The organism is Streptomyces sp. NPDC001381 (assembly GCF_042895685.1).
Taxonomy (GTDB): Bacteria; Actinomycetota; Actinomycetes; order Streptomycetales; family Streptomycetaceae; genus Streptomyces.
Map to the genome: position 1 here is coordinate 773,346 of NZ_JBIAWO010000001.1, position 26,424 is coordinate 799,769.

The following is a 26,424-nucleotide window of genomic DNA, read 5'->3' on the forward strand; positions in this document are numbered from 1 at the left end:
GATTGGAAGGCACGACCATGGCGGGACCCGTCCTGGAAATGCGCTCGATCGTCAAGACCTTTCCCGGTGTGAAGGCGCTGTCGGACGTCACCCTGACCGTCCGCCAGGGCGAGGTCCACGCCATCTGCGGTGAGAACGGCGCCGGCAAGTCCACCTTGATGAAGGTGCTCTCCGGCGTTCATCCGCACGGCAGTTACGAGGGCGAGATCCTCTTCGAGGGAGAGCTCTGCTCCTTCAAGGACATCCGGGCGAGCGAGCAGCGCGGCATCGTGATCATCCACCAGGAGCTGGCGCTGTCGCCGTATCTCTCGCTGGCGGAGAACATCTTCCTCGGCAACGAACACGCCAAGGGCGGGTTCATCGACTGGCGGGAGACCCTGCGGCACGCCACCGAGCTGCTGCGCCGGGTCGGTCTCGACGACCACCCGGAGACCCGTGTCGCCGACATCGGCGTGGGCAAGCAGCAGCTCGTGGAGATCGCCAAGGCGCTGTCCAAGAAGGTGAAGCTGCTCATCCTGGACGAGCCGACGGCGGCGCTGAACGACGAGGACAGCGACAAACTGCTCAATCTCATCCTGGAGCTGAAGAAGCAGGGCATCACCTCGATCATCATCTCCCACAAGCTCAACGAGATCCGCAAGGTCGCCGACTCGGTGACGATCATCCGCGACGGGCAGTCGATCGAGACGCTCGACGTGAAGGCGCCCGAGACGACCGAGGACCGGATCATCAGCGGCATGGTCGGCCGCGACCTCGACCACCGCTTCCCCGAGCGCACCCCGCACCACCCGGAGCAGGGCGCGGCCCCGGCCCTGGAGATCCGCAACTGGACCGTGCACCACCCGATCGACCAGCAGCGCAAGGTCGTCGACGACGTGTCGATCTCCGTGCGGCGCGGGGAGATCGTCGGTATCGCCGGCCTGATGGGCGCGGGCCGCACCGAGCTCGCGATGAGCGTCTTCGGGCGGACCTACGGCCGGCACGCGGGCGGCACGGTCCTCAAGGACGGCAAGGAGATCCGGACGAAGACCGTCGCGGAGGCGGTCCAGCACGGCATCGCCTACGTCACCGAGGACCGCAAGCACTACGGCCTCAACCTCATCGACACGATCAACCGCAACATCTCGCTGACCGCCCTGAAGAAGGTGGCCAGGCGGGGGATCGTCGACGAGCACGAGGAGCGTCAGGTCGCCGAGGGCTTCCGCAAGTCCATGAACATCAAGGCGCCGACGGTGTTCGAGCCGGTGGGCAAGCTGTCCGGCGGCAACCAGCAGAAGGTCGTCCTCAGCAAGTGGATCTTCGCGGGTCCGGACGTGCTGATCCTGGACGAGCCCACCCGCGGCATCGACGTGGGTGCCAAGTACGAGATCTACACGGTCATCGACCAGCTGGCCGCCCAGGGCAAGGCGGTCGTCTTCATCTCCTCCGAGCTGCCCGAACTGCTCGGCATGTGCGACCGCATCTACACCATGGCCGCCGGGCGGCTCACGGGCGAGGTCCCGCGGGCCGAGGCCACGCAGGAAGTGCTGATGCGTCAGATGACGAAGGACAAAGAGGTAACGCGATGAGCACCGATGTGACGGACAAGAGCCCGGCCGCCGCGCCGCCCGGCAAGAGCGGCGGGGCCGGCGAGGGCAGCCTGTTCCAGCTGGTGCTGAGCGGTCTGCGCCGCAACATGCGCCAGTACGGCATGCTGATCGCGCTCGGCCTGATCGTGGTCCTGTTCCAGGTGTGGACCGGCGGCGACCTGCTGCTGCCGCGCAACGTCTCCAACCTGGTCCTGCAGAACAGCTACATCCTGATCCTCGCGATCGGCATGATGCTGGTGATCATCGCCGGCCACATCGATCTGTCGGTCGGTTCGCTGACGGCGTTCGTCGGAGCCTTCGCGGCCGTCCTGACCGTGCAGCACGACGTGGCGTGGCCCGTGGCGCTGGTGCTGTGCCTGGTCGTGGGCGCGGTGGCCGGCTCGGTGCAGGGCTTCCTGATCGCCTATCTCGGCATACCGTCCTTCATCGTCACCCTGGCGGGCATGCTGCTCTTCCGCGGTCTGACGGAGATCCTGCTGGAGGGCCAGACCCTCGGCCCGTTCCCCGACGGCCTGCAGAAGATGGGCAACGGCTTCCTGCCGGAGGCCGGCCCCGAGACGAACTACCACAACATTACGCTGCTGCTGGGCATCGTCCTGCTGGTCTTCGTGGTGGTGCAGGAGATCCGCGACCGCAAGCGCCAGCAGGAGTTCTCCCTCGACGTGGCGCCCAGGAACCTCTTCCTGCTCAAGCTCGTCGCGATCGTCGCCGCGATCCTCACCGTCACCATGCTGCTCGCCAGCTACAAGGGCGCGCCGATCGTGCTGCTGATCCTGGGCGTGCTGGTGGTCGGCTACGGCTACGTGATGCGCAACGCCGTCTTCGGCCGTCACATCTACGCGATCGGCGGCAACCTGCCGGCGGCGAAGTTGTCCGGTGTGAAGGACAAGAAGGTCACCTTCTACGTCTTCCTGAACATGGGCGTGCTCGCGGCCCTGGCGGGTCTGGTGGTCGCCGCCCGTCTGAACGCGGCCTCGCCGAAGGCGGGCCTCAACTTCGAACTCGAGGCGATCGCCTCGTCGTTCATCGGCGGCGCGTCCATGAGCGGCGGTGTCGGCACCGTCCTCGGCGCGATCATCGGTGGTCTCGTCCTCGGTGTGCTGAACAACGGCATGAACCTCCTGAGCGTCGGCACCGACTGGCAGCAGGTCATCAAGGGCCTGGCCCTGCTGGCCGCGGTCGGGTTCGACGTGTGGAACAAGCGCAAGTCCGGTTCGTAGATCCGGATCGGGCCCCGCCGGAAGGCGGGGCCCTTCGCACAGGGGAGGCGGGAAACCGGTGAAGACGGTCTTCGGCGAGCTCGCCGACGGCACACGGATCCACAGCTGGGGGCTGGAGAACGGCGGGACACGACTGGAGGTCCTCTCCTACGGCGGGATCGTGCGGTCCCTGGAGATCCCGGACCGGCACGGCCGGTACGCGAACGTCGCGCTCGGTTTCGCCACCCTCGACGACTACGTGGGCAGGTCCCCGTACTTCGGCGCCCTGATCGGCCGCTACGGCAACCGGATCGGCGGGGGCCGGTTCAGCCTCGACGGGGAGGACCACCGGGTCGCCGTGAACGACGGTGCGAACAGCCTGCACGGCGGGACCACGGGTTTCGACAGCCAGGTCTGGGACGTCGAACCGTTCACCCGGGGCCCGGACCTGGGCCTGCACCTCTACCGCACGAGCGCCGACGGGGAGATGGGCTACCCGGGCACGCTGAAGGTGAAGGTCACGTACACCCTCACCGGTGACGGCGACTGGCGCGTCGACTACGAGGCCACCACCGACAGGGCCACGGTCGTCAATCTCACCAGTCACGTCTACTGGAACCTCGGCGGCGAGGGCGGCGGCACGGTCGAGGACCACGAGCTCACGATCGCCGCCTCCCGCTACACGCCCACCGACCCGGGCCTGATCCCCACCGGCGGTCTCGCGGAGGTCGCCGGCACCCCCTTCGACTTCCGCGAGCCCAGGACGATCGCCCACGGCCTGCGGGCCGGGCACCCGCAGCAGCTCGCCGCCAAGGGCTACGACCACAACTGGGTCCTGGACAAGGGCGTCACCGCCGAGCCGGTGCGGGTGGCCACGCTGCGCGACCCGGGCTCCGGCCGCACCCTCACGGTCTCCACCGTCGAGCCCGGTCTGCAGTTCTACTCGGGCAACTTCCTCGACGGCACGCTCACCGGCACCGGCGGCCGCGTCTACCGGCAGGGCGACGGCCTGTGCCTGGAGACGCAGCACTTCCCGGACTCGCCCAACCAGCCGTCGTTCCCGTCGACCGTGCTGCGACCGGGGAAGACCTACCGGACGACGACGATCCACTCGTTCGGGGCCTGAGAACACGCGGGCGGCCGGGGTCCGACGCGAAACGACACTCCCCGGTTCCCCAACTCACATTTTTTTCACACCGGTTGAACGGGGTCACTCACACCTTCGTATGTAGGGGCGGCCCGTGCTCCCCCGCGCGGGCCACCCAGACGACGGGCCCGGCCGTCCCCACCGGGCCCGCCCCCTACGGAGGTTCCATGGCCGACAACGTCACCTCGTTGTTCCGCAGTACGGCGGCGCACAGCCCGTCGATGGCGGCGCTGACACGCGAGGGCGGGGACGGCACCGGCCCGGTGGACTTCTGTATTCCGTGCAACCCCTACTTCCCCACCCCGGCCATGATGGACACGATGTCCCAGCGACTGCGGGACATCATCACGTACTACCCGAGCAGCGCCGACACCATCACCGCGGAGCTGTGCAACCTGCTCCAGCTGCCGCCGAGCGCCGTGGCCATGGGCAACGGCTCGACCGAGCTGATCACCTGGATCGACCACCTGCTGGTCCGCGAGTCCCTGGCCGTCCCGGTCCCCACCTTCGGCCGGTGGACCGACCAGCCGATGGAGACCGGCAAGCGGGTCGACATGTTCCCGCTCCAGGAGTCCAGCGGCTTCGCGCTCGACCTCGCCCAGTACGCCGAGTTCATCCGGACGCGTGGCACCCGGGTCGCGGTCATCTGCAACCCGAACAACCCCGACGGCGGCTTCCTGCACAAGCACGCGCTGGTGCAGTTCATGGACGCGATGGCCGACCTGGACCTGATCGTCATCGACGAGTCGTTCCTGGAGTTCGCCGACGCGGAGCAGGAGCCCAGCGTCGTGCAGGAGGCGATGATCCGGCCGAACGTCATCGTGCTGCGCAGCCTCGGCAAGAACTTCGGTCTGCACGGCATCCGCTTCGGCTACATGGTCGCCAACCCCTCCCTGGCCGGCAAGGTCCGCTCGATGCTGCCGAAGTGGAACCTCAACGCCTTCGCCGAGTACGTGGTGTTCATGCTCAAGGAGCACGGCCCCGAGTACGCGCAGAGCCTGCTGCAGGTGCGCCGGGACCGCCTGGACATGGCCAGCCAGCTCTCCGCGCTGCCCGGCCTGACCGTCTACCCCTCGCAGGGGAACTTCCTCTTCGTGCGCCTTCCCGTCGGCGCCGAGGGCACCGTGGTCCGGGACCGGCTGCTCACCGAGCACCGCATCCTGGTCCGTGAGTGCGGTAACAAGATCGGTTCCTCCAGCCGCTTCCTGCGGCTCGTGGTGCGCCCCCAGGTGGACGTGCGTCGCCTGGTGTCCGGCCTGGAACAGGTGCTCTACGGGACCAGGAGGGGAGCCGCCGTGCCCGAGCTGGGCACCGGGACCAGCTACAGCTCGGGCACGGCGGCCGTGGACCGGCTGCTCGTGGAAGCCACCAACGGGGCCGGCATGCACAACCTTGCCGCTCAGGCCGTCGGCATGCCGGTCGCGGCGCCGGCCGCCGCCGGCATGCCGATGCAGGCGCCCGCCGTGGCGCAGGCCGCCCCGTCCAACGGCGCCGGGATGCCGTTGCCGGCCGCCGCACAGGTCTTCCCCCAGCCTGTGCCCGCTCCGGCCCCGGCGCCGGTCCCGGCCGCGGCTCCGGCGGCCATGGCCCCGGCGGCGATGGCCCCCGCGGCGATGGCCCCGGCCGCGATGAGCCCGGCCGCCATGAACCCGCCCCCCGCGCCGATGGCGCCCGCCCCGACCCCGCCCGGCGTCCCGGCCCGCGGGGGCCTCACCGCCGCCCAGGTCCGGGGCACCAACGGCCTGTCCCCCGCCGCGGCGACCGGCTGGCCGAACGCCCAGAGCTGGCCGAACGCGGCGGGGATGGGACAGGCGGGATAGGGCCGGCCCGGCTCAGTAGGCCACCGGCCAGCCGGTGCTCCAGTTCAGCAGGTTGACGCCGAGCTTGGGGGTGCCGTTGTCGTTGCCGTCGTAGTAGTGGTAGACGATCAGGTCGCCGTCCACGTCGTTCATGATCGACTGCCCGCCGGGCCCGATGACACTGCCGTGCGACTCCAGCACGGCGGTGCCGCCGTTGTTCGTCATGGCGACGCCGTTCTTGTCGTAGTACGGCCCGGTGACGCCGGTGGCGCGTCCGACTTTTACCTTGTACGTCGAGCTGGTGCCGGCGCAGCAGGTGTCGTAGGAGGCGAACAGGTAGTAGTAGCCGTTTCGCCTGACGATGTACGGGGCCTCGACGGCCTTCGTCCCGGTGGGACGGGCGGCGAGGGAGCGGCGTGCGGTGTCGGAGGAGAGCTGCTTCCCGGTGGACGGGTCGATGCGGATCATCTTGATGCCCGTCCACCAGCTCCCGAAGGAGAGCCACCAGGTGCCGTCGTCGTCCACGAAGAGGTTCGGGTCGATGGCGTTGTAGTCGCTGGACGTGGTGGAGGTGTAGACGGTGCCGTAGTCGGTCCAGGAGCCCGGCAGTCCGGTGCTCGAACCCGCCAGTCCGATCGCGGACTTGTTGGAGCCGAACGTCGAGACGGCGTAGTACATGAGGTACTTGCCGCCGTGGTACGAGATGTCCGGCGCCCAGGCCTCGGTGGTGCCGTACGACGACCACCAGCTCGGCCGGGTGGGGAAGGCGTCGGCGCCCGCGCTGAACGCGACGCGGTCGGTGGAGGTGCGGTGGGCCAGACCGCCGCCGGTGGCGTAGAGGAGGTAGCGGCCGGCGGAGGTGCGGATCATGGTCGGGTCGTGGACGACCGTCGATCCGGTGACCGTACCGGGGTTGGGGTAGGCGGAGGCCGTGGTGGGGGTCAGGGCCAGCAGGATCGCGGCGGGGACGGAGAGAAGGGCAGCTCTGCGAGAGGTGGGGCTCATGCGGACGCTCCTTCAGTGGGGGTTCGTCGTCCGTGGTTTCGAACGGAGGTCGTGTCGTCGGACGGGACCGTAGAATCGAACCCCTTGCGCGTCAACGTTCCGCGCGGCCACCCGAAAGTCTTCGAGAAGTGCCGGTCGGGCGGGCGGTGCCGGTAGCTTGCCCGGCAAGTAACTTGACGGGCGCTCACTTTACCGGTCTGACAGCCTCCCGACAGGATCCGTTCCTACGGTGCCGTGTCCATGACAGACACCTCGGAAACCCGCAGCCCGATCGGACGCCGTACCGTTCTCGTGGCCACCGGTGCCACCGCCGCCACCCTGGCGGTGGGCGCCGCCGCGTCGTCCGAAGCCCCCACAGCCACGACGGCCGACGCGGCCCCCGTCGCCGCCGCGGCCGTCTGCACCCTCACGAAGGAGATGACCGAAGGTCCCTACTACCTCGACGGACAGTACGTCCGCTCCGACATCACCGAGGGCAAGGCCGGCATCCCGCTGAAGCTGACGCTCACGGTCGTCGACTCCGGCAGCTGCGCGCCCCTCGGCAACGCCCTGGTCGAGCTCTGGCACGCCGACGCCCTCGGCGAGTACTCCGGCTTCGTCGGCAACAACGGCCACAGCGAGCCGGACGACGGCACCTTCCTGCGCGGCGCGGTGCTCACCAACTCCAGCGGGGTCGCCGCGATCACCTCGATCTACCCCGGCTGGTACCGGGGCCGCTGTGTGCACATCCACGTCAAGGTGCACACCGGTGTCACGGTCACCTCCGACGGCCACTTCACCGGCGGCCAGGAGGTCCACACCGGCCAGCTCTTCTTCAACGAGACGATCACGACCGCCGTCGCGAAGGTCTCGCCGTACTCGACCAACACGGTCACCCGCACCACCCTCGCCCAGGACTCCATCTACGACGACGGAGGCGCCGCGTCCGGCCTCCTCACCCTGACGGCCCTGGGGAGCTCGACGTCCTCCGGGTACGCCGGGACGCTGACCCTGGGTGTCGACAGCTGACCCCGTTCCCGTGTCCGACTGGGCGTCACCGCGACCGCGGCGGCGCCCAGTCCGCGTGCCGCAGGGCGAGGCGGAGGGTGACCCCGGACGGGGCCAGCCGCAGGGCCGTGTCCCGCAGCGCGATGGCGAGGGGGTGGGTGAGGCCGTGCCCCATGCGGCCGGCCTGGCGGGCGGCACGGGCGACGGACCGGGTGCGGCGGCGGCGTTCGACGTCGTAGCGGCGCAGCGCCGAGGCGACGGTGGGTTCGGTGGACAGGCGGGCCGCCAGGACCACCGCGTCCTCCAGGGCCTGGCTGGCGCCCTGACCGAGGTTCGGGGTCATGGCGTGGGCGGCGTCGCCGAGGAGCACCACCCGGCCGACGGCGAACGCGGGGAGCGGGGTGGCCAGTTCATGGATGTCGTGGTGGAGGACGTCCTCGGGACGGGTCGCGTCCAGGAGGGCGGGAACGGGGTCGTGCCAGCCGCCGAACCGGCGGCGCATCGCCGCGAGGGGATCGGCGTGGCGCACCCCGGGCGGCACGTCGAGCACCGCGTGCCATTCGGCCCGGCCGTCGTGGAAGACGAGATGCCCGAACTCCGCGCCCGGCCCCCAGGTCAGCTCCAGGTCGGCCGGCGGTTCGGGGAGCGGGTGCTCGGTGAGGGCCCGCAGGACCGTCGTACCGCTGTAGACGGCGCCGGGATGACGGGGGAACAGCTGGGCGCGCAGCCGGCTGCCGACCCCGTCGGCGGCGACGACGAGATCGGCGTCGCGCACGCGGTTCAGGTCGGTCACCTCCTCCCCGTTCTTCACGCACCCGGCGGGCAGCGCCTCGCGCAGGACGCGGTGCAGGTCGGCTCGGAGGACGCCGCCGACCGGGAAGCCGAGCCGGCGCTCCAGGGCCGCGCCGTCCATCCGGGACAGCAGCCGCCCGCCGGTGGAGCGGGTGCCGCCGGTGTAGAGGGGGCGCACGACGGCCCGTGCCGCCTCGCCGACGCCGAGCGCGTCCAACGCCCGTACGCCGTTGGCGTGCAGGGAGATGCCCGCCCCCACGTCGGCGAAGGCGGGAGCGCGTTCCAGGACCGTCACCTCCCAGCCGACGCGGTGCAGCCCGATGGCGGCCGCCAGCCCGCCTATGCCCCCGCCGACGACCACCGCGCCACGACGACTCATGCACTCACGCTCCCCGTTCGCCCCGTGTCTCCTCTCGCCGCATTCTCCCCGGACGGGCAGGACCGGGACACGGGGCCCCGGCGCGCGGGGACGGGCCGCCCACCGCGCCACTGGGGCGGCGGGCGGCCCCGGGCTCACTTGCCCGGGCACTCCTTCCAGGCCATGTGGTACACGGTGCTGATGTCGCCGTCGGTCGAGTCCATCGTCATGAAGCTGACCTTGGACGGCGAGGAGGTGCCCGCGTTGACGCGCAGCTCGGTGTTGATGTTGAAGTTGCGCTGGACTCCGCACGGGGCGTAGACGAGGTTCGCCCAGTCGGTGGTGTCGGTCGCCTGCCAGTTGTCGTTGAGCGCGCCGGTGAAGGTGTGGTTCTTGAACACCGTCTGCGACGAGCCCTGGAAGTAGTACGAGGCCCGCTGCACGGCGTTCGCACCGGCCTGGAGCGAGGCGAAGCCGCGGTAGTCGGCCTGGGCGATGGCGTACGTGAAGCCCTGCGGGACATGGACGATCAGGCTGAGCTGGCAGTTCTTGCGGAACGCGGTCGGGTCCGAGTTGCCGCCCACCTGCGCGAGGTACTCGCTGTAGGTCACCGTGAAGGCGGTGTTGTCCTCCGAGACCGCGACGGCCGCCGATCCCGGGCGGCAGCCGGAGCCGTTGACCGTGGCGACATCGATGACGATCTTGTCCGGGGGCGGGTCGGCGAACACCGGTGACGAGGAGGGGCTGTGCGCGGGCACCGCCGCGGTGACGAGGGCGGCGACGGCGCCGCCCAGGAGCAGTCCACTTGCCATGGGGGGTCTCTCCTCTTCGTTGAAGCATGGAGAACCTGTGAGGTTTCTGTGAAGAGCCGCGGCGATGGAATCGTAGGGAGACCCCCGGTGAGCGGCCAGGGCGAACTCCGGCCATTCACCCCGGCCCGTTCACACACCCGCTCACGACACGAGGGGCTGTTCCTCCGATTCGGTCAGCCGCACGGTGCACAGACCGCCGCGCTCGGTCGTCACCTCCGCCACCTTCAGCTGCGTGCCCGGCAGGAGGATGAACTCCTCCTCGCCGGTGAACGCGGAGAAGTCACGGATGCCGACGGCCCGGGCGGGCCGCACCTCGAACAGCGTCCGCCTGCCGCGGCTGCCCAGGAACGCCCGTGCCACGCCCACCTCGGACGTGCACGAGGACACGCCCCACCAGGTCACGGTCCGTCCGACCGGGTACTGCGCCCGCAGGTCCAGCGGCACCCCGCGCCACAGCGGCTCCGTGCGGACGGGAAGCCCCGACACCGCCGAGAACAGCAGCCGCAGATACGGCAGGTACGGGACGACCCTCGACCGGTCCGGGTGGCGCAGGATCGCGTTGATCTCGCGGTAGAACGCGGACTCGCAGGTGTAGAGGTAGAGGGCGGCGATCGCCTCCGCGGACAGGTTCCCGGCCCCCTCGTCCGCCCGCCGCTTGCCGAACTCGTGCGACCGCTGGACGTGCCGGTCCAGACCGGACAGCAGCTCGGCCACGGGCCCGACGGCCTCCCGGAAGTCCATCAGCGGCGTGTCGAACACACCGGTGATCGCCGGGAGGACGAGACCCTCGTCCTTGACGCTGGAGAGCCGCTCCAGATAGAGCTGGTGCAGTTCCATGGTGGAGGCGATGAACGCGCCCATGCGTTCGGCGACACCGCCGCCGCTCCCGCCGGCCTCCGCCGTGAGCCGGTCCCACCCCTTGCTCGGCAGCCAGTCGACCGCGTCCGCGCCCACCGACGCCAGGGCGTCGTTCACCATGCCGAAGTGGTCGCCGTCGCAGAAGATGTCGCCCTGCGCCGCGGGATTGCAGTGGTCGATGTGCCGGACCTCGACCTCGGGGTACTTCTTCTGGAGCCTGAGGACGACCTGCTTCAGACTCCGGGCGTGCGCCCCCCACCACGCGAAGACGACCCCGCGGTCCTCCTCGCCGGCGTTCTGCTTGGCCTTGAGGATCTCCTCGACGATCCGCTCGGCGACCGGACGCCAGAACGCGGTGTGCGGGTCGGCTCCCCTCGGCCCGTCGCTGCTGGCGGTGAGGGCCGCGTTCAGCAGCAGGACGCCCTGGGTGAGCATCGCCTGGAACCACTCCGGCGGCTGGACGGTGTCCCGCTCCTTCAACAGCGCGCGGACGTCGGCTATCGGCGTCTTCTTGGCGATGCCGTACTTCCACATCGCCGCCGCCTTGATGATGCAGCGGATGCTGACGACCCTGCCGAACTGGCTGTCCTTCCAGTCGTGGAAGGTGTTGTCGAACATGGCGATGCCGGTGGCGCTCTCCGGCCGCGGGTACGGGTTCTGGCCGAAGACGACGACCTTCCACTTGTGCGGCGGATGGGGCTTGAGCGCCTGGAAGGTCAGTTCGCGGACCGGAACGACGTCCGGACCACGGCCCGGGCCGATGAACGAGGCCGCGCCCGGCTGCGCCTCGACGACCGGCTTCAGCAGGGGCAGCCACGGTTCGCCGCCGCCCTGGAACAGTTCGGCGAGCGCCAGCGGGTCGTTCGGGTCGGGCTGGGCGGGGGTGTTGGCATCGATCATGGCCGGGACGCTAGCAGCGGGGTACGACAACCCGGCTCCAACTGCGTTGTCAGTGCTGCCTTGTAGCGTCCTGATCACTGGAACGACCGGTCCCCGATGGGAGTGTGGAACATGACCGTGAACCGCGTGCAGCCGCCGCTCGAGGTGGTCCTGACCGACCTCAACGCGAAGGTGGTGGAGGCATGGCGGGCCGCGTTCGCCGACACGCCGGGGATCGAGATCCGCAAGGGCTCGATCCTCACCGAGAAGGCCGACGCCTGGGTGAGCCCGACCAACTCCCGCGGCCTGATGAACGGCGGGGTGGACGCCGTCGTCAAGCGGCACCTCGGAGCCGGGATCCAGCTGCGCGTGCAGCGGGCGATCCGCGACCGGTTCGGGGGACGGCTCCCGGTGGGCAGCGCGGTGTGCGTTCCGTCCGGGGCGACCAACCCGAAGTTCCTGATCTCGACGCCGACGATGGAACAGTCCTCGGAGAACGTGAGCGAGACCCTGAACGTGGCCCTGGCCTGCGCCGCCGCGTTCCAGGCGATCCACCGGCAGAACAGCGAGGCGCCCGGCAGCATCCGGTCCGTGGCGCTGGTCGGCATGGGCGCGCGGACCGGCCGGGTGCCGGCCCAGGTGTGCGCCAACCTGATGTGGACGGGCTACACGCTGTTCAACGACCACTGCTTCGAGGACTACGACGACCTGCGCAGCACGATCGTCGCGCAGCTCGACGACATCGAGAACGCGCCCACCGGGCAGCGGGTCCGCATAGCGCCGCCCGAGCGCTCGGCCCCCCGCCGCTGACCCCAGCCGCCCTCTTGCCCCAACTCGCTTGCAATCAAGATCGGCGGCAGCGCGGTCGCCGCGGCCGGCGGACTGGCGATCGCCGGCATGGCGTCGGCGGACACCGGCACCGGCGAGACCGGCTCGTCCGCGGCCGACGCCTCGGCCTCCAGTTCCGCCGTCTCCGGCATCTGCACCCTGAACGCCGAGGTCACGGAGGGGCCGTACTCCCTGGAAGGCGCCCTCGTCCGCGAGGACATCCGGGAGGACAAGGAAGGCTTCGAGGTCCGGTACACCTTCACCGTCGTCGACCAGGCCAACGACTGCGCGCCGCTCGCCGACGCGCTCGTGGAGATCTGGCACTGCGACGCCCTCGGTGAGTACTCCGGATTCGTCGGCGGCAACGGCCACCAGGAGGAGGACAACGGCACGTTCCTGCGCGGCGGTCAGCTGACTGACGAGAACGGCCGGTGCGGCATCACCTCGATCTGGCCCGGCCACTACGCCTCCCGCGCGGTCCACGTCCATATGCGGGTGCACACGGACGTGACCCTCACGGACGACTCGTACACCGGCGGCGAGATCATCCACACGGGCCAGCTGTTCTTCGACCCGGACATCAACGCCGAGATCCAGGCGACCGCGCCGTACTCGGCGAACACCACCAAGGAGACCTTGCTGGCGGACGACGGCATCTACGACGACGGAGGCGCCTCCTCGGGCCTGCTGACCCTGACCGCCCTCGGCTCCGGCGTCTCCGACGGCTACGAGGCGACCCTCACCGTGGGCGTCGACTCCGCCTGACCCCCGGGCGGTGCCGCCCCCGCCGCGGCCCCCGGCCACGCACCGGTCCGGGCCGCGGCGCGGCGGCGCGTCAGGCCGCGACCAGCTCCCGCTCCTCCGCCGCCGCCCTCTCCCTGAGATGCGCCCGGATCGAGTACGCCAGGGCCGCCGCCCACACCGCGTACAGGACGACGTAGACCAGCGCGCTCACCGGGCCCGGCGCCGCCACCCAGTCGCTCCTCAGCAGCGTGCGGACGTTCGTCACGATGATGACGCCGCCGACGGCCGAGCCGAGCACGCGCGGCGGGAGGAGGCGGACCAGCCAGGCGGCGACGGGGGCGGCGACCAGACCGCCGAGCAGGAAGGCCACGACCCAGGGCCACCGCAGCCCCTGGGAGCCCAGCGAGAGCAGGAAGCCGAGGCTGGCCGCCAGCGCCACCAGGAACTCGCTGGTGTCGACCGAGCCGATCACCTTGCGGGGCTCCATCCGGCCGCTGGCCAGCAGCGCCGGCGTGCCGACCGGACCCCAGCCGCCCCCGCCGGTCGCGTCCAGGAAGCCGGCCACCAGTCCGAGAGGGGTCAGGAAGCGGCGGCGCAGCGGCTTGCCCAGGCGGTCCCTGGGCAGGCCCCGGAACGTGAAGCGGGACATCACGTACAGCCCGAGGCCCAGCAGGATCAGGGACATCGCCGGCTCCGCCACCTCGGTGGACAGCCGCGACAGGACCGTCGCGCCGAGGAAGGAGCCCACCGCCCCCGGCACGCCGATCCGCGTGACGACCTTCCAGTCCACGTTCCCGAAGCGCCAGTGCGAGGCGCCGGACATCAGCGTCGTACCGATCTCCGCGAGGTGGACCGTGGCCGAGGCCGCGGCCGGGTTGGTGCCCAGGGCCAGCAGCAGCGTGGTCGACGTCACGCCGTAGGCCATGCCGAGGCTGCCGTCGACGAGCTGGGCGCCGAGGCCCGCGAGGGCGAGCAGTACGAGCGTGCGCATCCTGGACACCGCTTCCTGGTTCCCGGCTTTCCCCATCGGTCAGGTGGGGATGAACGGGAGCGAGGGTAGGCACCCAAGCTGAGAGCAAGGTGTGAAACCTGTGCCCGCTCGTGATCAATACACCTAGGGGTTCTCCCAGGCCGCCGGCTCCGCCGCCAGCTCCTTCACCGGCTCAGGAAGCGCGTCCGCGGCGATGTCCGCGACCGTGACGCCCTCCAGGATCCGGCGCACGTTCGCCCGCAGCGCGATCCAGAGCGGGAGCAGGGGCTGCGCGGACCCCGTGTACGTCAGGCCCGTCGGCCGTTCGCCGCGTACGGAGACGATCGGGCCGTCCACCGCCCTGATCACGTCCGCCACCGTGATCGCCGCGGCGTCCCGGGCCAGCCGGTAGCCGCCGCCCCCGCCGCGCCTGCTGTCGACGATCCCGCCGCGCCGCAGATCGCCGAGGATCCCCTCCAGGAACTTGTGCGGAATGTCCTGGGCGGCGGCGACGGTCTCCGCCTTCACCGGGTCACCGCTCTGCCGTACGGCGAGCTCCAGTACCGCCCGCACCGCGTAGTCCGCCCGCGCTGAGATCCTCATACGGACATTGTGGCCCCCGGCGCCGGACGAGGTGATCGGCGGGGACCGCCCGTCGGCGGTCCCCGGCCGGCCAGGCCCCGTCCGGCGGATCCGGAGAGGGCCTAGGCCAGCCGGATCACGTTCCAGGACAGCGGTTCCAGTACGGCGGAGAGGGTGCCCTCCCGTACCGCGGTGCCCTCGACCGGGTGCGGGGCGACCCGCTCCGGTTCGTCGAGGGTGTTCCGTGCGTCCGGGTCGGCGTCCGCGAGGGCGCTGTGCTCGACGACCGACGTCAGGTCCAGTCCGTTCAGGGCCACTTCGAGGGGCAGCGCCTCGGTGCGGCTGCGGTTGACGGCGAAGACGGTGACGGTGCCGTCCTCGGCGCGGACCGCGGTGGCGTGCAGCAGGTCCGCCTCGCCGTACTTCCTCGTCTCGTACGTCGGCGAGTCCACGCGGACGTCGAGGACCCGGCCGCGGCCGTACCGGGCGGCCTGGGCGAAGGGGAAGAACGTCGTCTGCCGCCACGCCGGGCCGCCGGGCTCGGTCATGATCGGGGCGATGACGTTGACGAGCTGGGCGAGGCAGGCCACGGTGACGCGGTCCGCGTGCCGCAGCAGGGCGATGAGGAGCGAGCCGAAGACGACGGCGTCGGTGACGCTGTAGTTGTCCTCCAGGAGGCGGGGGGCCTCCGGCCAGTCCTCCTGGTCGATGCCCTTGGCGTGCTCCTCCCACCGGGGCAGGTACCAGACGTTCCACTCGTCGAAGGAGAGGTTGATCCGCTTCTTGGACTTCAGCCGGGCGCCCACGTGGTCGGCGGTGGCCACGACGTTGTCGATGAACGACTCCATGTCGACGGCGGAGGCGAGGAAGGAGTCGACGTCGCCGTCCTGCGGCCAGTAGTAGGCGTGCAGGGAGATGTAGTCGACGAGGTCGTACGTCTCCTCGAGGACCGTCGCCTCCCACGCGGCGAAGGTGGGCATGGACTGGCTGGAGGAGCCGCAGGCGACCAGTTCGACGTGCGGATCCATCTGGCGCATCGCGCGGGCCGTCTCGGCGGCGGCCCGGCCGTACTCCTCGGCCGTCTTGTGGCCGGTCTGCCAGGGGCCGTCCATCTCGTTGCCGAGGCACCACAGCCTGATGCCGAAGGGGTCCTTGTCGCCGTGGGACACGCGCAGGTCGGAGAGGGCGGTGCCCTCGGAGTGGTTGGCGTACTCCTGGAGTTCGAGGGCCTCGGCGACGCCTCGGGTGCCGAGGTTGACGGCCATCATGGGCTCGGCACGGGGACCGATCTTCCGGAGGAAGCCGATGTACTCGGAGAGGCCGAAGCGGTTCGACTCCGTCGAGTGCCAGGCGAGGTCCAGCCGGCGGGGACGCGTCTCGGCGGGGCCGACCGAGTCCTCCCACTTGTAGCCGGAGACGAAGTTGCCGCCGGGGTAGCGGATGGCGGTGACGCCGAGTTCCCGGACGAGCTCCAGGACGTCCGTGCGGATGCCCTCGGCGTCGGCGGCGGGGTGGTCCGGTTCGAAGATGCCGGTGTACACGCAGCGGCCGAGGTGTTCGACGAAGGAGCCGAAGAGACGGGGGTTGACCTCGCCCACGGTGAAGGCGGGGTCCAGGGTGAAGCGGGCGGTGCTCATCTTGGCCTTTCGGTTCGGTTCTGCCTGCGGGTGGTTCATGGCCGGCCGCGCCCCCGGAGGAGGTCGGGCCAGCCGTTCTTGGTCCAGGTCAGGGTGTTGAGCCCCAGCTTCGGCGTGCCGCCGTCCTCCGCGTCGTAGTAGTGGTACGCCAGGACGTCTCTCCCCCTGTCCTTGAAGATCGACTCTCCGCCGGTGCCCACGTAACGGCCGTGTCCCGCCAGCAGCAGGTCGCCGCCGCCCTCCAGCAGCGGCTCGCCGGTGCTGTCCACGTACGGGCCCGTCACGGACGTCGAGCGGCCCACCCTGATCCGGTAGGTCGAGTCCGCGCCCGCGCAGCAGGTGTCGTAGCTGGCGAAGAGGTAGTAGCGGCCGCCGTGTTCGACGATGTACGGCCCCTCCACCGCGTACGGGGCGTCGGGGCGGGTCGCCAGATGGTGCACCGTCGCGCCCTCGACCGCCTTGCCCGTCCTCGGGTCCAGTTCGACCATCCGGATGCCCGTCCAGTACGAGCCGAAGCTCATCCACAGGCGCCCGTCGGCGCGGATCACCGCCGGGTCGATCGCGTTCCAGGAGTCGGTGCGTTCGGAGCCGAAGACCTTGCCGTGGTCGGTCCAGGTGCCGGGGAGGCCGGTCGGGGAGGTGGCCACGCCGATCGCGGAGTGGTTGGTGCCCCAGGAGGAGACGGCGTAGTACAGCCAGTAGCGGCCGGCGCGGTAGGAGAGGTCGGGGGCCCAGGGGTCGCCGGTGTCGTTGTACGCGTACCACCAGCTCGGCGGCGTGGTGAAGGCGTTGCCCGCGTCGTCCCAGTGGGTGCGGTCCTCCGAGGTGCGGGCGCCGATGATCCCGCCCGTCGAATAGGCCACGTAGCCGCCCGACTCGAGGCGGATGACGGTCGGGTCGTGGATGATCTGCTCTCCGGTGAGCGGCTGGGGGTCGGGGTAGGTGGCGTCGGCCCGGGCGGTGCCGGGCAGGAGGGCGAGCACGGCCGCGGTGAGGAGGCTCGCGAGTCTCGGTCGCACTGCTCGGGCTCCTTACTGGCCCGCCAGACCGGTGTGGGCCACGCCCCGCACGATCTGGCTCTGGAAGAAGACGAACACGACGATCAGCGGGAGGCCCGCGATCAGGCCGCCGGCCATGAGCTGGGGCCAGACGATGCCGAAGGCGTTCTGCACGGTGGCGATGCCGTTCGGCATGGTCATCAGGTCGGGGTCGCTGGTCACCATGTACGGCCACAGGAAGTTGTTCCAGGAGGCGATGAAGGTGAAGATGCCCACCGCCGAGAGGGACGGCTTCGACAGCGGCAGCACGATGGTGAAGAAGATCCGCCAGCGGCCCGCGCCGTCGATGAAGGCCGCCTCCTCCAGTTCCTTCGGCAGCGACTGGAAGAACTTGTAGAGGATGTAGACCATCGCCGCCGGGGCGCACTGCGGCAGGATCATCCCCCAGTACGTGTCGACCATGCCCAGCGACTGGACCGTGGTGAAGAGCGGGACGCCGAGGATCGCCGGGGAGAACATCAGGCCCGCCATGGTGAGCGCGAGCAGGGCCTGCTTGCCCCGGAACTCGGTGCGGGCGAAGCCGTATCCGGCCGGCGCGGCGACGAGCAGGACCAGGAAGGTGACGCAGACGGACACCACCACCGAGTTCACGAACCAGTTGGGGATGTTGCCGGCCTCAACGACCGCCTTCCAGGACTCCAGGGTGACGTCCTCGGGGATCCAGTGCGGGGACGCGACCGACTCGGCGGGGGTCTTGAGGGAGGTGGACAGGGCCCAGACCAGGGGGGCCAGCCAGACGAGGGACAGGGCCCCCGCGACGAGGGTGAGGGCGATCTGGCCGGGGGTCCAGGTGCTGCGGGGCTTGCGCAGTACGGGGGTCGTCATCGGGTCGCGGCCTCCTCGCGGTGGCGCAGCAGCCACATCCGGCCGAGGGCGACGGCCGCGATGATGAGGAACAGGATGAAGGAGATGGCGGAGGCGTAGCCCACGCGGTAGCTGGTGAAGCCCTCTTCGAGGGTGTACTGCACGAAGGTGCGGGTCGATTCCTCCGGGCCGGGGCCGAACTGGTACATCACCACGGCCTGGTCGAAGACCTGGAGCGACGCCAGGACCTGCAGGGCGACGACGAGCCCGGTGATGGCGCGCAGGTTCGGGACGGTGATGTGCAGCAGGCGCTGCCAGGCGTTGGCGCCGTCCAGCTCGGCGGCCTCGTAGAGGTGGTGCGGGATGTTCTGCAGGGCGGCGAGGTAGAGCAGGAAGGAGAAGCCGACCGTCCACCACAGGGTCGCGATGACGATCGCCGACATCGCCGTGGACTTCTGGGTGAGCCACGGGGTGTCCCGGCCCAGGACGTGGTTGACCATGCCGTTGGTGGGCTGGAACAGCCACCACCACAGGTTGCCGACGACCGCCGAGGGAAGCAGGAACGGGGCGAAGAAGCACAGCCGCCACAGCCACCTGAAGTGGACCGTGTGGTGGGCGATCAGCGCCATCAGCAGGGCCACGGCCACGATCAGCGGAACCACGGAGAGCGTGAACCGGACGCTGTGCCACAGCGAGTCCCACACGAGGTCGTCGTTCAGCGCCTCGCGGTAGTTGTCGAGGCCGACGAAGCCGGGGTCGTCGCCGGAGATGTTGGCGTCGGTGAAGCTGAGGTAGAGGCCCCGGACGACCGGCACGACGACGAACAGGCCGTAGAGGACGAAGAAGGGGGCGACGAACCAGCCACCGTGCTGGAAGCGGCGGCCCCAGCGGGCGCGGGCGGAGTCCGTGGCGGCCGTGGTGCGGGCCGGGAGTACGGTGCCCGCCTGGGCGAGGGTGCTCATGCGCCCGCTCCCTTCAGCTCCTGGGCGGCCGTGCGGCCGTCCATCGGGTTCTTCGCCGCCAGCAGTTGTCCGAGGGCGGACTTCATACGGCGGGCCGCCGCGGCCGGTGTGGCCGAACCGAGGTTGGAGGCGGCGACGATCGGGCCGACGCGCTGGGCGAGGATGCCGGTGGAGCCCGCGAACCAGATGTGGGGTTCGGTGGCCGGGTGGTCCATCGCGGGGCGCGCGTACTCGTTCTGGGGGGTCAGCCGCAGATAGGCGGGATCCTTGAAGGTGGGCAGATAGGCCGGGACGTGACCGCCGTTGGCCCAGGTGGTGGCGTGGGTGACCATGTAGGCGGCGAGCCGGTAGGCGTCCTCGTTCGCCGCGCCGCCGCGGTCTGCCTGGTGGGGCAGGATGAAGGAGTGCGACTCGGCGTGGGTGGCCGGCTTCCCGAAGACCGGGGGCAGCGGCTGGGCGCCGTACTCGATCTTCTGGGAGTTGAAGTACGGCACCGACCAGTTGCCCTCCCAGGTGAAGGGCGAGCCGGCGAGGAAGGCCTCGCCGTCGGCCTCGCCGACCGTGACGTAGCCGTCGGTGACGTGCTTGCGGAAGAACTCCAGGACCTGGGTGGCCTTGTCGGTGTCGAAGGTGACGCCGGTGCGGTCGTCGGTGAAGTAGGTGCCGCCGAGCTGCTGGTAGAAGGTGACGAAGAACCACCAGCAGAAGTTCTGGTCGTTGGCGTGCAGGCCGAGTGTCTGCCGGCCTTCCGTCAACTTCCCTTTCGCGGCCTTGAGTACGGCGAACCAGTCCTCCGGCGAGGTGGCGGCCGGGAGGCGGCCGTCGGTGTCCAGGAGGCCCGCCTTCCGGCAGACGTCCTTGCGGTAGAAGCTGAGCTGGACGTGGATGTCCAGCGGCAGTGCGTACAACTTGCCGTCCACGATGCCGCGTTGCCACAGGACCGGGTTGAAGTCGACCTCCCGGACGCCGTACTTGGCGAGGAGGCCGATGTCCCAGGGGTCCAGGAGGCGGCCGGGGGCGAAGCCCGGGATGCGGCCCTGGTGCATGACGGCGAGGTCGGGGGCGCGGTTGCCGGCCGCGGCCATGGCGACCTTGGTGTAGTAGGGGTTGCCCCAGGAGAGGGTGGCGTCCTTGACCGTGATGTCCGGGTTCGCCTTGCGGAAGGCGTCCACCATCGCGACCTGGTTGGCGCCGTCGCCGCCCTGGAAGAGGTTCCAGTAGCGGACGCGGGTGCGGTTGCCGGCGGCCAGCGCGTCGGCGCCGGTGCCGAGGGCGGCGAAGCCGAAGCTGCCCGCGACCGTCAACCCGCCTGCGGCGGCGAGAAGTTGCCTGCGATTCAGGCCAGGTTGTCCCATACCTTGCCCCTGTCGTCCCGTCGTTCGTCGTCGTTCGACATTTCGAATCATGCCCGTAACTTCGAACGGGACCGTAAAATCGATGCGCTTGCGCGTCAATGGTTTCGACACGACTTCTGATAGCGCTTTCTATCCTGAGCCCGGTCAGTTCTTTTCGTGACGCGGACACAACCAGCCGCGTAGGCTCGAACCCGCTGCCGGAGGGCGGCGAAGCGGCGGCCGTTCGGCGGTGAGAAGGGGGACGGGACCTGATGGACATCGCGGGCGCGCGCGGGAGGGCGGCCCGGATCGCCTCCGCGCTGCGGCGCCCGAGGACCGGCCCGGCCATGCGCGAGCTGGCCGGCGAGCTCGCCGCCGCGCTGCGGGCCCGGCCCCGGCGGCCGGCCGGCGTGCGGGAGGTGTCCCGGGCCCTGTGCGAGGAGATGGCCGCGCGGCGCGGCGGACGTCCCGTCGAGCTGCGGTTCGAGCGGTTCCCCGACGAGATCGGGGTGACCGGACTGTGGGTGGAGTTCCGCGACTTCGACCTGGTCATCGTGGAGGAGCGGGCCGAGGCCGTACAGCAACTCGTCATTCTCGGCCATGAGTTGTGGCATCTGCACGCCGGCCACCGGCACCATCACCACGGTGTCGGCACGGAGGCGGCGGACGTCCTGGCCGGACGGCCCGGCTGGGACTCCATCGCGCTGACCGTGGCCGCCCGCAACGGCTCCCGGGAGGCCGACGAGGCCGAGGCCGACGACTTCGGCCACCGGCTCGCGGCCCGCTTCCGGCGGTATCTGTCCGAGGCCGGACCCACGCCCGGGCCCGGCGGCGAGGCGTCGCCGGTGCAGCGGACGCTGGGCTACCGCGGACGCAGGGGCACCGCCCCGTGATGCACGGCCTGTACATCTCCTTCTGGCTGCCCACCGTGGTGCTGGGCGCCGCCCTGGCGATCAAGCTGCCCAGCATCCTCAAGCTGTGGCGGGACCCGCTGCTGCGCGCGGTCGGCGGTCTGCTGCTGTTCGCCTGCGCGGTGTTCGTGTTCGCCGCCCCGAAGACCATCGCCTGGACCAACCGGGTCACCGGCGTCCCCAACATCGCGGCGCCCTGGGTGTACTCCCTGCTCACCGCGCTCTCCGCGTCCTGGCTGCTGCTGGTCATCGCCTGGCGCAACAACCTCACCGAGCGCTCGGCGCAGACCCGGCGCGCCACCCGGTGGGTGGTCTCCGTGTACGCGGGGGTCGTGGTCGCGCTGTGGGTGCTGTTCGCGCTCGCCGACGTGCCGGTGGAGCGGATCCGGGACCTCGACACGTACTACGCCAACACGCCCTTCATGCGCGAGGAGATCCTGCTCTACCTGCTCGCGCACACGGTGGCCTGCTCGGTCACGGCCGGGCTGATCTGGAACTGGAGCCGTACGGAGGGCCTGGACGCCTGGCTGCGCTGGGGGCTGCGCTTCCTGGGAGCCGGGTACGTGACGAACCTGCTGTTCAGCGCGGCGAAGCTGACGGCGGTGGGGGCCCGGTGGACCGGGCACGACCTGGACTGGCTGAACACCAACATCGCTCCGTCGGCGGCTTGTATCGCCGCCACGCTGGTCGCGATCGGCTTCATCGTCCCGCACGCCGGCCAGTACCTCCAGGAGCGCTGGCGGGTGCGCCGCCGGCACCGCGGTCTCAAGCCGCTCGCCCGGCTGATGCGTTCCGTCGTCGGCACCCGTGAGCCGCTCGCGCTGCGGGCCACCCCGGAGCTGCGTCTGATCCGCCGCGAGACGTTCATCCGTGACGCGGTCCTCCAGCTGTCCCGGTACCTCGACGACGACCTGCGGGCACGGTCCTACGACGCGGCCGTCGCCCTCGGCTTCGACCGCGGCCGCGCGCAGGCCCTCGCGGCCGCGGTGACGATCCAGGAGGCGGTGGCGGCACGAACCCGCTCCACGCCCCCACCCACGCTCCCCCACCCCAACCCACCCACCCCACCCCAGCCGTCACCCTCCGCCCTGACGGGGGCTGCCGGCTCGACGGGGGCTTCCGACGCGACGGCCACTTCCGAACTGGCGGGGGCTTCTGGTCCAGCGGGGGCTTCCGACCCGGCGCGGGCGTCCGGCCCGACGGCCACTCCCGAACCAGCAGGGACATCCGGCCCGACGAGGGCTTCCGACCCGGCGGCCTCTTCGGGGCCGTACGTCTCGCCCGACGCGGCGACCCAGTCGGGCCCGGCGGTCTCCCCCGGGCCGACGGCCAACGCCGGGGCGGCGGCGAAATCTGGGTCGGCGCCCGACTCTGGTCTGACGGGCACCCCCCGCCCGGTGGCCGACGCCAGTCTGACGGGCTCCCCCGGCCCAGCGGTCTCCTCCGGCCCGTCCGGATCCACCGGCCTCTCGGCCTCCTCCGGTCCGTCCGGCCCGACCCACACGGCCCCCACGGCCCACACCGCAGGGGCGGGCCCCTCGGACTCCCGTCCGTCCGGACCGTACGGTCCCTCCGGCTCCGGCTCCGGCTCGCCCGGACCGGTGGCCGCGGACGGCCCCGCCCGCTCGGGTTCCTCCGGCCCGTCCCGCGCCGGGGCGGGGTCCTCGGGGTTCCGTCCGTCCGGGGCGTACGGCTCCGGTTCGGCCGGACCGGCAGCCGAAGCAGGGCCCGGGGAATCCGGCTCGGGCGGACCGGCAGCCGAAGCAGGGCCCGGGGGATCCGGTTCGGGCGGGCCCGACACCACCTATCTGCTGCGGGAGATCCAGGCCGTGTCCGAGGTCCTCCGCCATCCCGAAGACATCGACGCGGTCCGCGAGCTTGCGGTCCGCCCCGGCAGAGAGCATGTCAGCGCATGACTGAAGATCCCACCCCCGCCAGAACCGCCGTCGTCCTGGGGGGATCCCATGCGGGCATGCTCGCGGCGGCCGCCCTGAGCGGACTCGCCGAGCGGGTCGTCGTCGTGGAGCGGGACGTCCTGCCCGACGGCCCCGCGCCCCGCAAGGGGCTCCCGCAGGCGCACCACGCCCACATGCTGTGGTCGGGCGGGGTGCGGGCGGTGGCCGAGCTGCTGCCGGGCGCCGTGGAGGCGCTCCGGGAGGCCGGGGCGCGCCGGAATCCGGTGACCACGGACATGGTCGTCATGGGGGCGCGGGGCTGGTTCCGGCGCTGGCCCGAGTCGCACCACACCATCCTCGCCGGGCGCGACCTGCTGGACGCGACGGTGCGCGCGCAGGTCCTCGCGGACCGGCGGGTCGAACTCCTCGACGGCACCGAGGTGCTGGGGCTGGAGGGCGGGGCGGGAGCGGTCACCGGGGTGCGGATCCGAGAGCAGGGGCGGGGACGGGACGGCTCGGGTGAGCGGGTGCTGCGGGCCGGGCTGGTGGTCGACGCGACCGGGCGGGGCTCCCGGGCCTCCCACTGGCTGACGGACCTCGGACTGCCCGCCGTGGAGCGTCGGGAGGTCGATTCCGGGCTGGCGTACGCGAGCCGGCTGTACCTCGCCCCCGAGCAGGCGCGTTCCGGCTACCCGATCGTGAACGTGCAGCCGGACCCGCGGGACGGCCGCCCCGGCCGGGCCGGCTTCCTGCTGCCCATCGAGGACGGCCGCTGGATCGTCACCCTCAACGGCACGCGCGGCGGTGAACCGTCCGCCGATGCCGGCGACTTCGTCCGCTTCGCCCGCGAGGAGCTGCGGCACCCGGTCATCGGGGAGCTGCTGGAGCGCGCCGAGCCGCTCACCGACGTGTCGTACACCCGGGCCACCCGCAACCGCCGTCACTTCTACGAGCGGATGCCCCTCTGGCCCGAGAACTTCGCCGTCCTCGGTGACGCGCTCGCCGCGTTCAACCCGCTCTACGGTCACGGTCTCGCCGTCGCCGCGCAGAGCGCGGTGCTGCTGCGGGACGTGGTGCGGCGGCACGGGTGGGGCGCGGCCGGGCTGTCCCGCCGGATCCAGCGGGCGGTGGCGCGGCCGGCGGCGGCGGCGTGGGATCTCGCCGTCGGGCAGGACGTGTTCTATCCGGGGGCGACGGAGCACGGGCCCACGCTGCGGGACCGGGTGCTGGCCGCGTACGTGGGCCGCCTGATGCTGACGGCCACCGGGAACGGGCGGATCGCCCGCCGGGTGACGGACGTGACCTCGTTGGAGCGTGGGCCCGAGGTGCTGCTGGCTCCGTCGGTGCTGGTCGCGGCGGCGGTGGGGCCGCTGAAGCCGGCGTTGGCCGGGCCGCCGCTGACCGGGGACGAGCTGAAGCGGGCGGGGTTGCAGTAGCCGGGGGCGCGGCGCGGGAGGGCGCTCGCGTGCGGGGTGCCGCCGCGCCCGCCCTCCCCCCGTCGCCCAGCCGCTCGGCAGCCCGCCGTCACGGCGCCCCGGGCCGAGCCGGCTATCCGGCGAACGGAGGCTGCGGGAGGCCCTTGCCCGCGTCCGGGACCACCAGCAGGGAGCCCGCCAGCGGGTGAGGGTCCGTCAGTCCCACGCGGGCCGTCGTGATGTACAGGTCCGTCAGGTCCGCGCCGCCGAAGGCGCAGGCCGTCACCCGCGGGGTCGGCAACATCAGTACACGATCCAGTTCACCCGAAGGGGTGAATTTGCGTACCGCTCCGCCGTCCCACAGCGCCACCCACACACAGCCCTCCGCGTCGACGGTCAGTCCGTCGGGGAAGCCGGCGCCCTCCTCGATCCCGACGAAGGTGCGGCGGTTCGCGACGCGGCCCTCGCTGTGGTCGAAGACGTCGACGCGGCGGGTCGGCGAGTCGATGTAGTACATCAGCGAGTGGTCCGGGCTCCAGCCGATGCCGTTGCTCACCGCCACGTCGTCGAGGACCGTCTCGGCCGTGCCGTCGCCGGTGAGACGGGACAGGGTGCCGCCGCCGGGAGCCTCGTCGTAGCGCATGGTGCCGGCCCAGAGGGAGCCGTCGGGGGCGACGGCGGCGTCGTTGGCGCGGCGGCCGGGGACGGGCTCGTGGTGGAGCCAGCGGAAGGATCCGTCCTCGTCCAGGAGGCCCACGCCGTCCCGGAGGTTGAGGACCAGGCCGCCCCCGGCGCGGGGCTTGGCCGCGCCGACGTGCTGGTCGGTGACCCGGACCGAGCGACGGCCGGTCGAGGGGTCGTAGGTGTGCAGCCGGGCGCCCAGGATGTCGAGCCAGAGGAGGCGGCCGGCCGCCGCGTCCCAGGTGGGGCCCTCGCCGAGGGTCGCCTCGGCCCGTACCGCCACGTCGAAGGCCGTCGTCATGCCGCGCTCCGGTAGCCCAGGAGTTCCGACAGCTCGGCGGCGCCCTTGGCGGCGAGCTGCTCCAGTTCGGCACGGCGCTCGTCGCTCCAGCGGATCATCGGCACGGAGATGGAGAGCGCGGCGACGACCTGGCCGGTGCGGTCGCGGACGGGGGCGGCCACGCAGCTGACGTCGGGGTTGGACTCCCGGCTCTCGACGGCGATGCCCCGCTCCCGGATCTCCGCGAGCGCCGCGCGCAGGGCGCCGGGCTCGGTGATGCTGTTCGGGGTCATCCGGACGAGGTCGGCGTCGTCGGGGATGCGGGCGGCGAGCTCCGCCTCCGGGAGGGAGGCCAGCAGCATCTTGCCGACGGAGGTGCAGTGGGCGGGGAGGCGCCGGCCGGCGGCCGAGACCATGCGCACCGCGTGCGTGGAGTCGACCTTGGCGATGTAGATGACGTCCGTGCCCTCGAGGATCGCCACGTGGACCGTCTCGTCGCAGGTCTCGGCGACGGTGCGGGCGACCTGCTGGCCCTCGGCGGCGAGGTCGAGCTGCTCGGCGTAGCGGCTGCCGAGCTGGTACGGACGGACACCCAGGCGGTAGCGTCCGGGCTGTCCGGACACGGGGACGATGTAGGAGCGCGCGGCGAGTGTGGTGACCAGCTCGTGCACGGTGGTGCGCGGCAGCTGGAGCTTGCGCACGATGTCGGGTGCGGAGAGCGTCCCGTCCCCGTCGAGGAAGAGCTCGAGAATGTCGAGAGCTCGGGTCACGGCTGGTACGAGGCGTCCCACGACCGGCCCCCTCCCTGTTCGTCCCTGGCCTGCGTTCGAAATTTCAACAGGCGATCGGCATGACGAACACAGGCTCGCACAAGCCGCTCCCACGGGCAATGGTCCTG

Annotated in this window: 21 protein-coding genes and 2 pseudogenes; 10 read left to right on the forward strand and 13 right to left on the reverse strand. The window is 71.3% G+C overall.

Annotation, left to right across the window (positions count from 1 at the left end; genetic code table 11):
* The first annotated feature begins 17 nt into the window (after nucleotides 1-17).
* The 4 genes and pseudogenes from mmsA (at nucleotide 18) to ACFY2L_RS03510 (ending at nucleotide 5,755) form a co-directional block, all read left to right on the forward strand.
* Nucleotides 18-1,568, forward strand: a complete 1,551-nt coding sequence (mmsA, locus tag ACFY2L_RS03495) for a multiple monosaccharide ABC transporter ATP-binding protein (RefSeq protein ID WP_390655522.1) — start codon at nucleotides 18-20, stop codon at nucleotides 1,566-1,568.
* The gene (gene mmsB, locus ACFY2L_RS03500) at nucleotides 1,565-2,809 is read left to right on the forward strand and encodes a multiple monosaccharide ABC transporter permease (protein WP_390655521.1); all 1,245 of its coding nucleotides are present in this window, start codon (nucleotides 1,565-1,567) and stop codon (nucleotides 2,807-2,809) included. Before mmsA ends, mmsB begins: the two co-directional genes overlap by 4 nt.
* A gap of 37 nt (nucleotides 2,810-2,846) precedes the next feature.
* Nucleotides 2,847-3,914, forward strand: a pseudogene (locus tag ACFY2L_RS03505) (aldose epimerase family protein); the annotation flags it as partial.
* Nucleotides 3,915-4,102: 188 nt separating this feature from the next.
* Nucleotides 4,103-5,755: a pyridoxal phosphate-dependent aminotransferase gene (locus tag ACFY2L_RS03510; protein ID WP_390655520.1), complete on the forward strand. Its 1,653-nt coding sequence runs from the start codon at nucleotides 4,103-4,105 to the stop codon at nucleotides 5,753-5,755.
* Between the two features lie 12 nt (nucleotides 5,756-5,767).
* Here the strand turns inward: ACFY2L_RS03510 and ACFY2L_RS03515 are convergent, their stop codons facing one another.
* The gene (locus tag ACFY2L_RS03515) at nucleotides 5,768-6,739 is read right to left on the reverse strand and encodes an arabinan endo-1,5-alpha-L-arabinosidase (protein ID WP_390655519.1); all 972 of its coding nucleotides are present in this window, start codon (nucleotides 6,737-6,739) and stop codon (nucleotides 5,768-5,770) included.
* A 240-nt stretch (nucleotides 6,740-6,979) separates the two neighbouring features.
* Between ACFY2L_RS03515 and ACFY2L_RS03520 the strand changes: the two genes are divergently transcribed.
* On the forward strand, nucleotides 6,980-7,747 hold the full coding sequence (locus tag ACFY2L_RS03520; protein ID WP_390655518.1) for an intradiol ring-cleavage dioxygenase: 768 nt from the start codon (nucleotides 6,980-6,982) through the stop codon (nucleotides 7,745-7,747).
* 25 nt (nucleotides 7,748-7,772) lie between these two features.
* Here the strand turns inward: ACFY2L_RS03520 and ACFY2L_RS03525 are convergent, their stop codons facing one another.
* The 3 genes from ACFY2L_RS03525 to ACFY2L_RS03535 all read right to left on the reverse strand — a co-directional run bounded on the left by ACFY2L_RS03525 (nucleotide 7,773) and on the right by ACFY2L_RS03535 (nucleotide 11,446).
* Nucleotides 7,773-8,897 carry an FAD-dependent monooxygenase gene (locus tag ACFY2L_RS03525; protein ID WP_390655517.1) on the reverse strand — a complete coding sequence of 375 codons (1,125 nt, stop codon included), beginning with the start codon at nucleotides 8,895-8,897 and terminating at the stop codon, nucleotides 7,773-7,775.
* Nucleotides 8,898-9,031: 134 nt separating this feature from the next.
* Nucleotides 9,032-9,688 (reverse strand): DUF4360 domain-containing protein, encoded by a 657-nt coding sequence (locus ACFY2L_RS03530; protein WP_390655516.1) that lies wholly within the window; start codon nucleotides 9,686-9,688, stop codon nucleotides 9,032-9,034.
* A 141-nt stretch (nucleotides 9,689-9,829) separates the two neighbouring features.
* Entirely contained in the window at nucleotides 9,830-11,446 is a 1,617-nt protein-coding gene (locus ACFY2L_RS03535) for an ADP-ribosyltransferase domain-containing protein (protein ID WP_390655515.1), read from the reverse strand.
* A 111-nt stretch (nucleotides 11,447-11,557) separates the two neighbouring features.
* Between ACFY2L_RS03535 and ACFY2L_RS03540 the strand changes: the two genes are divergently transcribed.
* Both ACFY2L_RS03540 and ACFY2L_RS03545 read left to right on the forward strand, forming a co-directional pair.
* Nucleotides 11,558-12,235 (forward strand): macro domain-containing protein, encoded by a 678-nt coding sequence (locus ACFY2L_RS03540; protein WP_390821360.1) that lies wholly within the window; start codon nucleotides 11,558-11,560, stop codon nucleotides 12,233-12,235.
* A 33-nt stretch (nucleotides 12,236-12,268) separates the two neighbouring features.
* The gene (locus tag ACFY2L_RS03545) at nucleotides 12,269-13,018 is read left to right on the forward strand and encodes an intradiol ring-cleavage dioxygenase (protein ID WP_390821698.1); all 750 of its coding nucleotides are present in this window, start codon (nucleotides 12,269-12,271) and stop codon (nucleotides 13,016-13,018) included.
* 70 nt (nucleotides 13,019-13,088) lie between these two features.
* On the opposite strand, the gene ACFY2L_RS03550 is transcribed toward ACFY2L_RS03545, so the two are convergent.
* From ACFY2L_RS03550 to ACFY2L_RS03580, 7 genes are all read right to left on the reverse strand, one after another.
* Nucleotides 13,089-13,988, reverse strand: a complete 900-nt coding sequence (locus tag ACFY2L_RS03550) for a sulfite exporter TauE/SafE family protein (RefSeq protein WP_390821361.1) — start codon at nucleotides 13,986-13,988, stop codon at nucleotides 13,089-13,091.
* Between the two features lie 123 nt (nucleotides 13,989-14,111).
* Complete coding sequence (locus tag ACFY2L_RS03555; protein ID WP_390655512.1) at nucleotides 14,112-14,570, reverse strand: RrF2 family transcriptional regulator; 459 nt, start codon at nucleotides 14,568-14,570, stop codon at nucleotides 14,112-14,114.
* A gap of 101 nt (nucleotides 14,571-14,671) precedes the next feature.
* Entirely contained in the window at nucleotides 14,672-16,186 is a 1,515-nt protein-coding gene (locus ACFY2L_RS03560) for an alpha-N-arabinofuranosidase (protein ID WP_390821362.1), read from the reverse strand.
* 35 nt (nucleotides 16,187-16,221) lie between these two features.
* On the reverse strand, nucleotides 16,222-17,205 hold the full coding sequence (locus tag ACFY2L_RS03565) for an arabinan endo-1,5-alpha-L-arabinosidase (RefSeq protein WP_390821363.1): 984 nt from the start codon (nucleotides 17,203-17,205) through the stop codon (nucleotides 16,222-16,224).
* Between the two features lie 12 nt (nucleotides 17,206-17,217).
* On the reverse strand, nucleotides 17,218-18,069 hold the full coding sequence (locus tag ACFY2L_RS03570; protein WP_390821364.1) for a carbohydrate ABC transporter permease: 852 nt from the start codon (nucleotides 18,067-18,069) through the stop codon (nucleotides 17,218-17,220).
* Entirely contained in the window at nucleotides 18,066-19,010 is a 945-nt protein-coding gene (locus tag ACFY2L_RS03575) for a carbohydrate ABC transporter permease (protein WP_390821365.1), read from the reverse strand. The genes ACFY2L_RS03570 and ACFY2L_RS03575 overlap by 4 nt, the downstream gene beginning before the upstream one ends.
* Complete coding sequence (locus tag ACFY2L_RS03580; RefSeq protein ID WP_390821366.1) at nucleotides 19,007-20,365, reverse strand: extracellular solute-binding protein; 1,359 nt, start codon at nucleotides 20,363-20,365, stop codon at nucleotides 19,007-19,009. The genes ACFY2L_RS03575 and ACFY2L_RS03580 overlap by 4 nt, the downstream gene beginning before the upstream one ends.
* 251 nt (nucleotides 20,366-20,616) lie before the next feature.
* Between ACFY2L_RS03580 and ACFY2L_RS03585 the strand changes: the two genes are divergently transcribed.
* The 3 genes and pseudogenes from ACFY2L_RS03585 (at nucleotide 20,617) to ACFY2L_RS03595 (ending at nucleotide 24,586) form a co-directional block, all read left to right on the forward strand.
* On the forward strand, nucleotides 20,617-21,237 hold the full coding sequence (locus tag ACFY2L_RS03585) for a toxin-antitoxin system, toxin component family protein (RefSeq protein ID WP_390655506.1): 621 nt from the start codon (nucleotides 20,617-20,619) through the stop codon (nucleotides 21,235-21,237).
* Nucleotides 21,237-22,280, forward strand: a pseudogene (locus tag ACFY2L_RS03590) (MAB_1171c family putative transporter); the annotation flags it as partial. The gene ACFY2L_RS03585 and the pseudogene ACFY2L_RS03590, both read left to right, overlap by 1 nt.
* An 887-nt stretch (nucleotides 22,281-23,167) precedes the next feature.
* The gene (locus ACFY2L_RS03595; RefSeq protein ID WP_390655505.1) at nucleotides 23,168-24,586 is read left to right on the forward strand and encodes an NAD(P)/FAD-dependent oxidoreductase; all 1,419 of its coding nucleotides are present in this window, start codon (nucleotides 23,168-23,170) and stop codon (nucleotides 24,584-24,586) included.
* Between the two features lie 112 nt (nucleotides 24,587-24,698).
* Here the strand turns inward: ACFY2L_RS03595 and ACFY2L_RS03600 are convergent, their stop codons facing one another.
* Entirely contained in the window at nucleotides 24,699-25,547 is an 849-nt protein-coding gene (locus ACFY2L_RS03600) for an SMP-30/gluconolactonase/LRE family protein (RefSeq protein ID WP_390821367.1), read from the reverse strand.
* Nucleotides 25,544-26,317, reverse strand: coding sequence for an IclR family transcriptional regulator (locus ACFY2L_RS03605; protein WP_390655503.1), 774 nt, complete (start codon nucleotides 26,315-26,317; stop codon nucleotides 25,544-25,546). Before ACFY2L_RS03605 ends, ACFY2L_RS03600 begins: the two co-directional genes overlap by 4 nt.
* Nucleotides 26,318-26,424: the final 107 nt, after the last annotated feature.

Bases quoted from the DNA above. Each gene is read 5' to 3' on its own strand.
- ACFY2L_RS03600 (WP_390821367.1), bottom strand. From the start codon at position 25,547: ATGACGACGGCCTTCGACGTGGCGGTACGGGCCGAGGCGACCCTCGGC.
- ACFY2L_RS03575 (WP_390821365.1), bottom strand. From the start codon at position 19,010: ATGAGCACCCTCGCCCAGGCGGGCACCGTACTCCCGGCCCGCACCACG.
- ACFY2L_RS03520 (WP_390655518.1), top strand. From the start codon at position 6,980: ATGACAGACACCTCGGAAACCCGCAGCCCGATCGGACGCCGTACCGTT.
- ACFY2L_RS03510 (WP_390655520.1), top strand. From the start codon at position 4,103: ATGGCCGACAACGTCACCTCGTTGTTCCGCAGTACGGCGGCGCACAGC.
- mmsA (WP_390655522.1), top strand. From the start codon at position 18: ATGGCGGGACCCGTCCTGGAAATGCGCTCGATCGTCAAGACCTTTCCC.
- ACFY2L_RS03555 (WP_390655512.1), bottom strand. From the start codon at position 14,570: ATGAGGATCTCAGCGCGGGCGGACTACGCGGTGCGGGCGGTACTGGAG.
- mmsB (WP_390655521.1), top strand. From the start codon at position 1,565: ATGAGCACCGATGTGACGGACAAGAGCCCGGCCGCCGCGCCGCCCGGC.
- ACFY2L_RS03585 (WP_390655506.1), top strand. From the start codon at position 20,617: ATGGACATCGCGGGCGCGCGCGGGAGGGCGGCCCGGATCGCCTCCGCG.
- ACFY2L_RS03540 (WP_390821360.1), top strand. From the start codon at position 11,558: ATGACCGTGAACCGCGTGCAGCCGCCGCTCGAGGTGGTCCTGACCGAC.
- ACFY2L_RS03535 (WP_390655515.1), bottom strand. From the start codon at position 11,446: ATGATCGATGCCAACACCCCCGCCCAGCCCGACCCGAACGACCCGCTG.
- ACFY2L_RS03560 (WP_390821362.1), bottom strand. From the start codon at position 16,186: ATGAGCACCGCCCGCTTCACCCTGGACCCCGCCTTCACCGTGGGCGAG.
- ACFY2L_RS03525 (WP_390655517.1), bottom strand. From the start codon at position 8,897: ATGAGTCGTCGTGGCGCGGTGGTCGTCGGCGGGGGCATAGGCGGGCTG.
- ACFY2L_RS03595 (WP_390655505.1), top strand. From the start codon at position 23,168: ATGACTGAAGATCCCACCCCCGCCAGAACCGCCGTCGTCCTGGGGGGA.
- ACFY2L_RS03530 (WP_390655516.1), bottom strand. From the start codon at position 9,688: ATGGCAAGTGGACTGCTCCTGGGCGGCGCCGTCGCCGCCCTCGTCACC.
- ACFY2L_RS03570 (WP_390821364.1), bottom strand. From the start codon at position 18,069: ATGACGACCCCCGTACTGCGCAAGCCCCGCAGCACCTGGACCCCCGGC.
- ACFY2L_RS03580 (WP_390821366.1), bottom strand. From the start codon at position 20,365: ATGGGACAACCTGGCCTGAATCGCAGGCAACTTCTCGCCGCCGCAGGC.
- ACFY2L_RS03515 (WP_390655519.1), bottom strand. From the start codon at position 6,739: ATGAGCCCCACCTCTCGCAGAGCTGCCCTTCTCTCCGTCCCCGCCGCG.
- ACFY2L_RS03550 (WP_390821361.1), bottom strand. From the start codon at position 13,988: ATGCGCACGCTCGTACTGCTCGCCCTCGCGGGCCTCGGCGCCCAGCTC.